Origin of the sequence: Methylocystis sp. Sn-Cys (assembly GCF_016745395.1) — a bacterium.
Taxonomy (GTDB): domain Bacteria; phylum Pseudomonadota; class Alphaproteobacteria; order Rhizobiales; family Beijerinckiaceae; genus Methylocystis; species Methylocystis iwaonis.
On the sequence record NZ_JAERVJ010000007.1, the window covers coordinates 185,842 to 197,769 of the forward strand.

Consider the following 11,928-nt stretch of genomic DNA (forward strand, 5'->3'; position numbering starts at 1 on the left):
AGGCGCGGCGTTCCGCCCGCGCCGCCGGATGGAGACCGCAATGCGTGCCAGGCTTCTACTCTCCGTCGCCATTACGGCGCTGTCTCTCGGGATGCCCCAGAGCTATGCGCAAAACCCCGCTCGCGACCAGCCGGGCGGCGAGCCGCAAAAGCCTGCGCAGGCGGAGCCTGCGGCGCGCCCGCAAAAGCCGGACGAACAAGGCGCGCGGGAGCGTCGTGGCGAGATGCAGAGCCGGGAGCGCGGCGAGGCGAAAGGCGAGCGGGAGGCAGCCTCCCCCGGCGCAAATGAGTCGGCGGAGAAAGCCGCGCGCCAGGAGGAGCGCCATCCCGAACAGCGCGGCGCCGCCGTGAAGCACGGCGAGAAAAAGGGCGAAAAACACGGCGCCGCCAACGAGAATCTCGACCGGACGCCGGGCGCGCAAACCGAACGGCGGCGTGAGCATGGCGCAAAACAAACGCCAGCCGGCCAGCCCGGCGCCGAAACGCGCGGCTCGAAGGCCGAAACGCAGGGCGCCAAAGAGGCCGAGAAACAGGACAAGACCGGCCGCGCCGGCTCCGCGGCCACAGAGGATGAGCGACGCGGAGAAAGAGCGGCCGGCGCCGAGGAGCGGAGCAGAAGCGCGACCGAACAACGGACCCCCGGCGCCGAACAGCGCGCTCCCGGCGCGGCCGAACGCGCGCCCGGGCAGGAAAGGACCGGCGAGGAGACGAAGCGCGGCGCGGAAGCGACCCAGGGCGGCCGCGTGCAGGGACGCGAAACCTACGGTTACGCCGGACGGGAGGCCCAGCGCGGCGGCGTCCAGCTTGATGCGCGCCAGGAAAGCCGCGTGCGCGACATCATCGAGCAGCGCGGCGGACGCCGAATCTCCCGCACTGATTTCGACGTTCGGATCGGCGCCATTGCGCCGCCCAGTGTCGCCTTCGCCCCGCTTCCTCCGGAAGTCGTCTCCATCGTTCCGCAGTACCGCGGCTTTGATTACGTGATGGTGGAGGATCAGATCGCGATCATCGATCCGAACGATCGCCGGGTCGTCAGCATGCTCGACGTCGGCGGCGGGCCGATGCCCGGCGGCCCAGCCTATGAAGAACGGGGGGGCCGTTATGGCGGCGGCGCTTATGAACGGCGCGACGGCGGCCGCCAGGCGCAACGCGGCGGCTATGGCCGGCGGGAGCGTGGCGGCGAAGCCTATGGCTACGCCCCGCGCGTGCGACTGGACGCCCGCCAGGAACGCACGCTTTACCGCGGCGTGATGAGACAGGCGCGCGAGAATTTGCGGCAGGTCTGCGTCCATGTCGGCGACCGCGTGCCGGATTACGTCGATCTCGCCCCCGTGCCCCGCAACGTCGCTCTCGATGCGCCGGATGTCGAACGCTACGACTACTTCGTTCTCAACGATCAGGTCGTGCTCGTCGATCCCGACAGCCACGTCGTCGTGGACATCATCGAGGAGCCGAGGTGATCGGAGCGGCGCCGGGCCTTCCCGCCCGGCGCCGGCTCTTTCGACCTTCCGCGATGGGGAGGACAAGAGAGGAGAGAGCGCTTTTTATGTCTCGACGCTCGTGTCGTCCCCTGCGACGCAGAACCAAATTGGCGGGACCGCCGAACGCTCCGTAAAACGCATGTCATTCCCGGCTCGAGCCGAAGCATCAGCTAAGCAATACTAGCAAAAGCCCCGCAATTTACAGGCACTTTTTAGTGTCTTCGGCGCTGGAGCTTGTGTAAGCTCTTGCGACTTACACCCGGCATTCGCGTAGTGAGTAGGGGAAGACGGTGGACGATTATACGCGCGATTACCCTCGCGATTTGCGATATGAACCGCCACGGAAATCCGGCCTCGAGACCGTCGGCGATCTGCCGTGGGGCACGCATTTCTGCCTTTTGTACAACGACGCCGAGCAGCTCCTCGAGATCCTGATCCCCTATTTCGCCGAGGGGCTTGCCGCCAACGAGTTTTGCATGTGGGTGACGTCCGAGCTGGTCGACGTCGAGCAAGCTAAAGCAGCGCTGAGAGCGGCCGTTCCCGACCTCGACGCCTTCATCCTGTCCGGCCAGCTCGAAATCACGAGCTACGCCGACTGGTATATCCAGAACGGCCGGTTCGACGGCGACCGCGTGCTGCGCGCATGGGTAGATAAGCTGGCGTCCGCAGAGCAGCGCGGCTTCGAGGGCCTGCGCCTGACCGGCGATACTTTCTGGCTCGAGAAAGTGGCGTGGCAGGGTTTCATCCACTACGAGTCCATGGTCGATCGCGAGATCGGCTCGAAGCGCATGCTCGCTTTGTGCGCCTATCCATTGCCGTCATGCAATCCGAGCGAGATTTTCGACATCATCGCCAATCACGATTTTGCGGTGATCAACGAGAACGGTCGCTGGCTGTCGTTCAAAAGCGCCAATCGGGGACGCATGGGGCGCGCCTTGCGCGAAAGCCAAAGGCGGCAACATGCGATCCTGGAAACTGTCCAAGACGCCATCATCGCTTTCGACGCCGCCGGTTCGATCTACTCGATCAACCCCGCCGGCGCGGCCATGTTTGGCTATGGCGAGGACGAGCTGCTGGGCGAGGACATCTGCGCCGTCCTTCCGGAAAAATGGGCGACGGATTTCGACCTGCACAAAATCCGGGGCAGCAAGGAGACGCGAGGCCGACGCAAAAATGGCGAGCTGTTCCCGGCCGAAATCGCTTTGGCCGCGACGCGCCATGACAACGCGCCCCTTTTCGTCGGCAGCGTCCGCGACTTGTCCGAGAAACATCGGGCCGAGACCCGCCTCAAGCAAATTCAGATCGATCGTCTGGCTGCGATGGGCGGCATTGCGGCGGGGCTCGCCCACGAACTCAACCAGCCCCTCTCGGCGATGAAAACCTATCTCAAGGTGGCCGAGCGCCTGATCGAGATTCCGCCCGAGAAGCGTCAGCTCAAAATCGAGGAAGCGCTCGCGCGCGCCTCGGCGCAAGTGGAGCGCGCGGGACGCATCATCAGCAGCCTGCGCGGGCTCGCCTCGCATGGCGAACCCAACAAGCTCATTCTGAGCCTCCATGAGCTTATAGAGCGCACATGCGAGTGCTTCGCGACGTCGTTCAAGGACCGCAACGCCGAGATCATTCTCGACCTCGGGGCCAGCAAGGATACGGTTCTCGTCGACGGCGTCCAGATCCAGCAGGTTCTCACCAACCTGATCAAAAACGCCAAGGAAGCGATGAGCGACTCGCGGGCCCGCCGCCTCGTCATCTCGACCTCCCTGACGGCGGACGACAGAATCCGCGTCGACATCGCAGATAATGGCCCCGGCATTCCCGACCATATCAAGAGCCAATTGTTCGAACCATCGCCCTCGACGAAGGAAGGCGGCATGGGCGTCGGGCTGCCGATGTCGCGCGTGATCATCGAAGCGCACGACGGAAAAATATGGGCGCAGCCCAATCGCGACGCAGGCGCCGTGTTCAGCTTCACATTGCCGCTGATGGACGCGCTGGGCAGCTTCGAGGAAGCTGCGGAGTAACGCCGTCTCGTCGTGAGCAGCTCGCTTGGGGCCTTGTCATTCCCGGCAGGCCAAAGGCCTGACCGGGAATCCAGAGCGCCACAATAGCGCAGGTTTTATTCACAGCCCGTCATTGCGAGCGAAGCGAAGCAATCCAGGGCGGCGATGCGGCTCTCGATTGCTTCGTCGGCTTCGCCTCCTCGCAATGACGGCGGTGACGGCGCGAGCGTCGGGAATGACAAGGAGCCAACCTAGCCGACTTCTTTGATACGCGCCTAATCCTTTTCGCGAACGCGGTCTTTCCCGAGGAGACGCTCGCGCAGCGAGTGATAGATGGGCGGATCGTTCAGCAGCGTCGGCGCCAGCATGGCCAGGAAACAGGCGGCGAGCATCGGCAAGAGCAGGAACACGGCGCCCGTCATTTCGGTGACGAGCACAATGCCGGTGAGCGGCGCACGCACCACGGCCGTGAATAAGGCGGTCATGCCGACAATGGCGAAGGCTTGCGGCTGAATATCGAGCCCCGGCAGCAGCAGCCCACAGACGACGCCGAAAAAGAGTCCCGCGAGTGCGCCCAAGGCAAGGAGCGGCGCAAAAATGCCGCCCGGCGTTCCCGAGCCGTAGGAAACCGAGCCGAGCCCAAATCTCAGCGCCAGCACGAAGGGCAAAAAGAACAAATCCTGCGAGCCGGTGATTGCAGCTTGCGTGAAGGCGTCGCCGCCGCCGACGAGCCCCGGCGCGAACCAGGCGAGCGCGCCGACCATTGCGCCGATCATCGCCGCCTTGTTCTCGGGAGCGAGCCGAAACCGCTCGACCGCAGAGATCGTGGCGAGCAAAACCCTGTTGTAGACGACCCCGAACAACCCCATGACCGCGCCGAGGATAAAGAACAGCGGGCCGATCGAGGCCGCAGGATAGACGAGCGCGGGAATCGTGAAATCAGGCGCGTCGCCGAGCAGCAGATGGGCGACCGCGATGGCGGTCGACGACGCAGCCAGCGCCGCGATGGCGACGCGCTGATCGAATTTCTGGGTCAGCTCCTCCAGCACGAAGACGGCGCCCGCCATGGGCGCATTGAAGGCGGTGGCGAGCCCCGCCCCTGCCCCCGCGGCAAGCAGCGCACAATTATCCGCTTTGCTGCGCCGAAAGGCGTCGCCGGTAAGATGGCCGATGACGGCGCCCATCTGCACGCTCGGCCCTTCGCGCCCGAGCGCAAGGCCGGCGCCAATGGCGAGACAGCCGCCGAAGAATTTCACGGGCAGCAGGATGAAGGGCGCCGGCGCGGCCTCGCTATGCAGCACCGCCTCGACATGCGGAATGCCGCTCCCTGAAGCGTGCGGCGCAAAGCGGCGCACCATCCAGACGGAAATGAGCGCGGCCATGGCGCAGAGACCGACGACGACGAGAAATCCAACGATCGCCCCGCCCTGCGACCAGTGAACGATCGCGTCGCGCAAACGGTCCGCCGCCATCAGCGCCAGTCGAAACATCGCGCCCACGAGCCCCGCCAAGCCGCCGACGAGGAGCGCCAGGATCGCAAGAAAGAAAAGGCTCATTTCGCCGCTCTCGGCCGCGACCTCGCTCTCGACCTCTACGCACAGGTTCATCGCGCCTCGCTTACGGGTTTGATGTCGACGCTGACGGCGAGCGCCTGGCGCCCTGCCCCGACGATCACGCCGTCGATCGGCGAAACATCCGCATAGTCGCGGCCGATGGCGACGACGATATGATTATCGTCCGCATACATTGCGTTGGTCGGGTCGAGGTGAATCCAGCCGAAGGGCTCGCCGCACCACACGGCGACCCAGGCGTGGGAGGCGTCGGCGCCCTCCAAACGCGCCTGCCCCGGCGGCGCCTGCGTGCGGATATAGCCGCTGACATAGGCCGCCGGCAGCGCAAGGCCGCGCAGCCCCGCGATCATGATATGCGCGAAATCCTGGCACACGCCGCCGCGCGCCTCGAAAGCCTCTTCGAGCGGCGTCGCCACATGGGTGGCCTCGGGATCATAGGCGAAATCCGCCTTGATGCGGCGCATCAGCTCTTGCGCGCCTTCGAGCACAGGGCGGCCCGGCGCGAAGCTTTCGCGGGCATAACTGGTCGCCGGCGCGTAGAGCGGCGTCTGGCGGCTCGGGAACAGCCAATGCGCGGGCGACTCGCGGTCGAGGACGCGCACCGCCATCGCCGCGCGGGAAATCGTCTCCCAGGCGGGCGTCAGCGCGGCGGCGGGCGGCTCCTCGCGCGCCACCTCGACCCGCGCCGAGACGGAAATACGCAATGTCTCATGCGGCTCGCGAATCGTCGCCTCGACGACGCGATTGCCGAAGAAATCCACGCTGTCACGCGTCGTCTCGGGCGACGGCGCGGCGTCGACGCGCGCGCGCAGGACGCGCTGGCCCTTGCCGTCACGTGGCGTGAGCCGGATCGCGCAGCGCGTCGAAGCGACGGCGGCCTCATAGCTGTAGGTCGTAACGTGGCTGATGTCGTAGATCACGCGAGCTTGGATCGCTTGTCGGCCGGCGCCGGGTCGCTGGAATGCGAGAAATACCGTTCAGAAATGGCGTTGGCTAGCGCCAAGAGCTTCTGCTCGACGGCGCGCACGCGCTTGGCGTCCAGGCCGCGGGCGTCCTCGGCTTCGAGATCCGCGCGCAACGACACAGCGAGGCGGCGTTGCGGCTCCATCATGCCGTCGTCGACGAGCGCCGGGAGCGACGCGAGATGCTCGTCTATTCTGCGCATCTGAAAAGCAACGGAGCGCGGGTTGAACGGATCGAGCAGCGTAATGTCGAGCGTCGGGGCGAGCGCCGCGCCGGCGAGATAGCGCGAGCGATAGGTGATCTGCGAATCGACGAGTTCGAGCAGCGCGTCGAGCGCTTCGATCGTCGGATCGTTATCCGCGAATTGCCGCGCGAAGCGGCAGGTGTTGATGGCGCGCTCCATACGCTTGCCGAGATCGATGAAAGCCCAGCCGGAAACGCGGTTGAAATTCTCGTCCATGAGGCCCGAGAGCGCCGCGAGCGTATGCAAAGCGCGCTCGGAGAGCTCCAATATCTCCGGCTCCAGCGGCGGGCGAGCCGCCGCGCTGTCGAGTCGCGTCTCCAGTCGCACGAGCAATTGCCACATGTCTTGCGACAAGCGCTCGCGGATGATGGAGGCGGCGCGCTTCGCCTCACCGACGACGGCGCGCGCGGAGCCATAGAAATCGGCGTTGCTCGCGGCGGTGAGCGCGATGACTGCGCCGGGATGCGCGGCGGCGAAAGGCGCCGCGGCGCCCCACTCGAAGAGCAGACGCTCGCAACGCTCGATCGGCTGGCGCCCCTGAATCGTATTGCTCTGGATTTCCGTCATGCGGTTGCACAGGCAGCGCACGATGCGCAGCGTCGCTTCCGCGCGTTCCAGATAGCGGCCCATCCAGAAGAGATTGTCGGCGGCGCGGCTCGGCAGGTGGCCCGGAACCCGCACGACCGGAACGTCATTATTGGGCGGCAGCAGCGTCGTCGCATGCTCGGACGCTTTTTGGCCGATGACCCAGACATCCACCGTCTGCGCGCCGGCGCCCATGGTGATGGCGCGCGCGTCGCGGCGATCGGAGACACGGCAGAAGCCGCCGGGCATGACCTTCCACCCTTCGGGCGTCGCGGCGGCGAAGATGCGCAGCGAGAAAGGCCGCGGCGTCAGCGCGCCATTGTCCCAGGCAGGCGTGGTCGAGAGCTTCACGACCTCCTGCCCGACATAATCCATCCCGCGCGCCCGAATGGCGGCGACGAGCCGGTCCTTTTGCGCCGCGTCGAGCTCGGCGCCGACGGCGGCCGGCGCGCCCAAGAGCCCCTCCGCTTTGTCGCCGAAGGCGCCTGCGATGGCGCGGCTGTCGAAGGCGCGCAGGATTTCGGCCCGCTCCGCCTCCTGCCCGCACCACCAGGTGGCGACATTGGGAAGCCGCAGGCTTTCGCCCATGAGCCGTTGCGCCAGCGCCGGCAGGAAGCTCATCAGCGCGCGCGACTCGACGAGCCCCGCGCCCGGCATATTGGCCATGGCGACCGAGCCGCGCCTTATGGCGTCGAAAAAGCCCGGCGCCCCCAGCCGCGAGGCGGCGTTCGCCTCCAGTGGATCGAGCCAATCGGCGTCGACGCGCCGCCACACCACGTCGGCGCGCTTCAACCCCGCGACCGTGCGCACATGCAGCTTGCCCTCGCTCGTCGCGAGATCCTCGCCCTCGACGAGGAGGAAGCCGAGATAGCGCGCGAGATAGACCTGCTCGGCGTAGGTCTCGCTCCACGGCCCCGGCGTCATCAGGCAGATGCGCGGATCGTTGCGCGTCGCCGCCGCCGCGAGCCCCGCGCGGAAATCACGGAAGAAGCCCGCAAGGCGGCGCACCTTCATTTCCCGGTAGAGGCTCGGGAAGGCGCGCGCGAGGATGAGACGGTTCTCGATGGCGTAGCCCGCGCCCGAGGGCGCCTGGGCGCGGTCGCCGAGCACCCACCATTTGCCGTCAGGCCCGCGCCCGATGTCGACGGCATAGAAGCGCAGCCAACGCCCGCCGACGGGCGCGACCCCGCACATCGGGCGGATGAATTCCGGCGAGCCGGCAACCACGGCCGCTGGAAGCGCGCCCTCCGAGACGAGGCGGGCGTCGCCATAGACGTCGTGCAGAATGCGATCGAGCAGCTCGGCGCGCTGCGCGACGCCCGCCGCAATCTCCGACCACTCGTTTTCGGTGAGCAGCAGCGGCAGGCGGCCCAAAGGCCAGGGCCGCTCGCGCGCCTCGCCGCGCACGCGATAGGTCACGCCCATGTCGTTGATACGCCGCGCGGCGGCCGCAAAGCGGTTCTCGACGCCCCGCCGACCAAGGCCCGCCAGAGTCTCGAGCAACGTCATCCAATGCGCGCGCGGCCGCCCGTCCGGGCCGATCAGCTCGTCGGGAACGCCCGGCATCGGTTTGTAATCGGCGATCCACGCCGCAAGCCGCCCGGCTTCTTCGCCGAGAGCGGCTTCGGCGTCGTTCGCCGGCGCGTCGAGCTCAACGGCCAAATCGCCTCCGCAAATCCAGCGTCAGCGGGAAATCGCCCGCAGGCTCCTCGCGCGGCGGCTCGATGCGGCCGGGCGTATGGCCGTGGTCCTGGAAGCGCGCGAGGCGCCGCGACTCGGCCTCGTGAAAGTTGACCGGGAAGGTGTCGTAATTGCGCCCGCCCGGATGCGCGCTGTGATAGACGCAGCCGCCCAGCGACCGGTTGCTCCAACTGTCGACAATATCGAAGGTCAGCGGCGCATGGACGGGGATCGTCGGGTGCATGCCGGAAGCAGGCTGCCAGGCCTTGAAGCGCACGCCCGCCACGGCCTCGCCCGGCGTTCCGGTCGAGTGCAGCGGCACACGGCGGCCGTTGCAGGCGACGACATGGCGGTTGGGCACGATGTTCCTCGCCCGCACTTCGAGACGTTCGACAGAGGAATCTACATAGCGCACCGTGCCGCCGATCGCCCCCTCTTCGCCCATCACATGCCAGGGCTCGAGCGCGTGGCGGATTTCGAGCTCTACGCCGCCATGCTCGATGCGGCCGGCGAGCGGGAAGCGGAACTCATATTGCGCCCTGAACCACTCTGCATCGAAGGCGTAGCCGGCGCTCCTCAAATCATCGAGCACGCCGAGGAAGTCAGTCCAGACGAAATGCGGCAGCATGAATTTGTCGTGCAGCGCCGTTCCCCAGCGCACGCAATCGCCGTCCTGCGGCTCACGCCAGAACCAGGCGACGAGCGCGCGCAGCAATAGCTGCTGGGCGAGGCTCATGCGCGCGTCGGGCGGCATCTCGAAGGCGCGGAATTCGACAAGGCCGAGACGGCCCGTCGGCCCATCGGGCGAATAGAGTTTGTCGATGCAGATTTCCGAGCGATGCGTATTGCCGGAAACATCGACAAGCAGATTGCGATAGAGCCGGTCGACGAGCCAGATCGGATAGCCCCACTCATTCGGCCCCGGCGTATTGGCGAGCGCGGTTTCCAGCTCGTAAAGCGCGTCGTGGCGCGCTTCGTCGATGCGCGGGCTCTGGCTCGTCGGGCCGATGAAGAGGCCCGAGAAGAGATAGGAGAGCGACGGATGCCGCTGCCAATAGAGCACGAAGCTCTTCAAGAGATCGGGCCGGCGCAGGAAAGGCGAATCCGCCGGCGTGACGCCGCCGAGCACGACGTGATTGCCGCCGCCAGAGCCGACGCATCTCCCGTCTGTCATGAATTTGCTGGTCGTGAGCCGCGCGTCGCGGGCTTGCTCGTAAAGCGCGCTGGTGTTCTCCACCGCCTCGCGCCACGACGCGACAGGCTGGACATTCACTTCGATGACGCCTGGGTCCGGCGTCACCTTGATGACGTCGAGGCGCGGATCGACCGGCGGCGGATAGCCTTCGATATGCAGCGGCATGCCGAGATCTTCCGCCGTCGTCTCGACAGCCACCAGCAGCTCCAGATAATCCTCGAGCCGCTCCACGGGCGGCATGAAGACACACAGCACGCCGTCGCGCGGCTCGACCGCGAGCGCCGTGCGCACGATGCCTTCGACAGCCGACTGGCCGAGCTGCTCGTCCCGACTCGATCGCGTCTCGCTGTAAATCTGCTGGAGATGTGAGGGATCGGGCAAAGGTCCGCGATCCTCCAATGGGTCCTGGTTATGGACATAGGGATAGATGGAAGGCGGCACCCAGGGCAGCGCGTTCAATGGCAGGCGCAGACCAATGGGCGAATCGCCGGGCGCCAGGAATAATCGGCCGCGCCGCAACGGCCAGCGCTCCGACAGCCAGCGCTGCTCGGCGCGCGCGTTCCAGCGCTGAATCGGCAGCACGTAGCCGGTCGGCGTCGAGAGGCCGCGCTCGAAGACGCGCAGCATGCGGGCGCGCTCTTCCGCGTCTTCGATCTTGGGATCGAGCGGATCGACATTGACGGGGAGCTGCCCCTCTTTCACCATCCAATGCGCAGGGTCTTCATAGGCCGGGATGACATAGTCCTTGCCCACCCCGAGCGTTTCCGCCAACTCGAAACTGAAACGCCCGGCGTTGACGGGGTTGGCCACGCTCGAATTGGGCGACATGCCAGCGACCAGCGCCGGATTGTTCCAGATCGGCTTGCCGTCCTTGCGCCAATAGAGCGCGAAGGCCCAGCGCGGCAGGCTCTCGCCCGGATACCATTTACCCTGTCCGTAATGCAGAAAACCGCCGGGCCCGAAACGGTTTCGCAAACGGCGGATGAGATCGTCCGAGCGCGCGCGCTTGGTCGGGCCCACCGCCGCCGTGTTCCACTCGGGCGATTCGAAATCATCGATCGAGATGAAGGTGGGCTCGCCGCCCATGGTGAGGCGCACGTCCTGCGCCTGCAAATCCGCGTCGATGTTTTCGCCGAGACGATCGAGCCGCTCCCAGGCTTCATCCGAGAAAGGCGCAGTGATGCGCGGCGCCTCGCGAATGCGATCGACGCGCATCTCGAAGGCGAAGTCGCATTCGGCCGGCTCCACCAATCCAGAGACCGGCGCGCAGGAGCGGTAATGCGGCGCGCCGCACAGCGGCAAATGGCCCTCGCCGCAGAAAAGGCCCGATGTTGCGTCGAGGCCAATCCAGCCCGCGCCTGGCAGATAGACTTCCGCCCAGGCGTGAAGATCGGTGAAATCATGATCCGTGCCCTTGGGGCCCTCGATCGGATCGACGTCCTCTTTGAGCTGGATGAGATAGCCGGAGACGAAACGCGCTGCGAAGCCGAGGCGACGCAAGATCTGCATGAGCAGCCACGCGGAATCGCGGCAGGAGCCCGAACGCTGCGTCAGCGTCTCGTCCGGCGTCTGCACGCCGGGCTCCATACGGATGACATAACTGATGTCCTGCTGCAGCCGCATGTTGAGATCGACAAGAAAGTCGATCGTGCGTCGCCTCTCGCGCGGGATCGTCTGCATATAGTCGTCGAGCGCGGCGCCGGCGGGCTCGATTTCGAGATAAGCGGCAAGTTCGGTCGCAAGCGCCGCGTCATAGACGAAGGGAAATTCCTCGGCGTAGGGCTCGACGAAAAAATCGAACGGGTTGAACACCGCCATCTCGGCGATGACGTCGACCTCGATCTTGAACTCGCGCGTCTTCTCGGGAAAGACGAGCCGCGCCTGCCAATTGCCGTGCGGGTCCTGCTGCCAGTTGATGAAATGCTCGGCGGGGAAGATTTTCAGCGAATAGCCCGCGACCCGCGTCCGGCAATGCGGCGCCGGCCGCAGGCGCACGATCTGGGGGCCGAGGGCGATGGGACGGTCGTATTTGTAATGCGTGACGTGGTGAAGCGCGACCTGGATAGACAAAGGGATCACCGCCTTCGCGACAGCGGCCTATTGCGCCGCAGCAGCGGATTAGCGGGAGCGCAAGCAGGGAAGTCAATCCAATCCGCAGGCAATCTGCGGCTTTTGACGGCAATTCCCGCAGGATGACCGGGGGATGGGCAGGA

General features: G+C 66.2%; 6 protein-coding genes. 2 read left to right on the forward strand and 4 right to left on the reverse strand.

Annotated elements, in window-relative coordinates; translation table 11 throughout:
• The first annotated feature begins 40 nt into the window (after nt 1-40).
• Together JJT62_RS14620 and JJT62_RS14625 are read left to right on the forward strand one after the other, a co-directional pair.
• Entirely contained in the window at nt 41-1,459 is a 1,419-nt protein-coding gene (locus JJT62_RS14620) for a DUF1236 domain-containing protein (protein WP_202073506.1), read from the forward strand.
• Between the two features lie 311 nt (nt 1,460-1,770).
• A complete protein-coding gene (locus JJT62_RS14625; RefSeq protein WP_202073507.1) occupies nt 1,771-3,498 on the forward strand; it encodes an MEDS domain-containing protein in 1,728 nt (575 codons plus the stop codon).
• 254 nt (nt 3,499-3,752) lie between these two features.
• Here the strand turns inward: JJT62_RS14625 and clcA are convergent, their stop codons facing one another.
• From clcA to JJT62_RS14645, 4 genes are read right to left on the reverse strand one after another with little or no spacing between them, the layout of a single operon-like run.
• The gene (gene clcA / locus JJT62_RS14630) at nt 3,753-5,084 is read right to left on the reverse strand and encodes a H(+)/Cl(-) exchange transporter ClcA (RefSeq protein ID WP_202073508.1); all 1,332 of its coding nucleotides are present in this window, start codon (nt 5,082-5,084) and stop codon (nt 3,753-3,755) included.
• Nucleotides 5,081-5,968 (reverse strand): transglutaminase family protein, encoded by an 888-nt coding sequence (locus JJT62_RS14635; RefSeq protein ID WP_202073509.1) that lies wholly within the window; start codon nt 5,966-5,968, stop codon nt 5,081-5,083. The genes clcA and JJT62_RS14635 overlap by 4 nt, the downstream gene beginning before the upstream one ends.
• Nucleotides 5,965-8,502 carry a circularly permuted type 2 ATP-grasp protein gene (locus JJT62_RS14640; RefSeq protein ID WP_202073510.1) on the reverse strand — a complete coding sequence of 846 codons (2,538 nt, stop codon included), beginning with the start codon at nt 8,500-8,502 and terminating at the stop codon, nt 5,965-5,967. The genes JJT62_RS14635 and JJT62_RS14640 overlap by 4 nt, the downstream gene beginning before the upstream one ends.
• On the reverse strand, nt 8,492-11,785 hold the full coding sequence (locus tag JJT62_RS14645) for a DUF2126 domain-containing protein (RefSeq protein ID WP_202073511.1): 3,294 nt from the start codon (nt 11,783-11,785) through the stop codon (nt 8,492-8,494). The genes JJT62_RS14640 and JJT62_RS14645 overlap by 11 nt, the downstream gene beginning before the upstream one ends.
• Nucleotides 11,786-11,928: the final 143 nt, after the last annotated feature.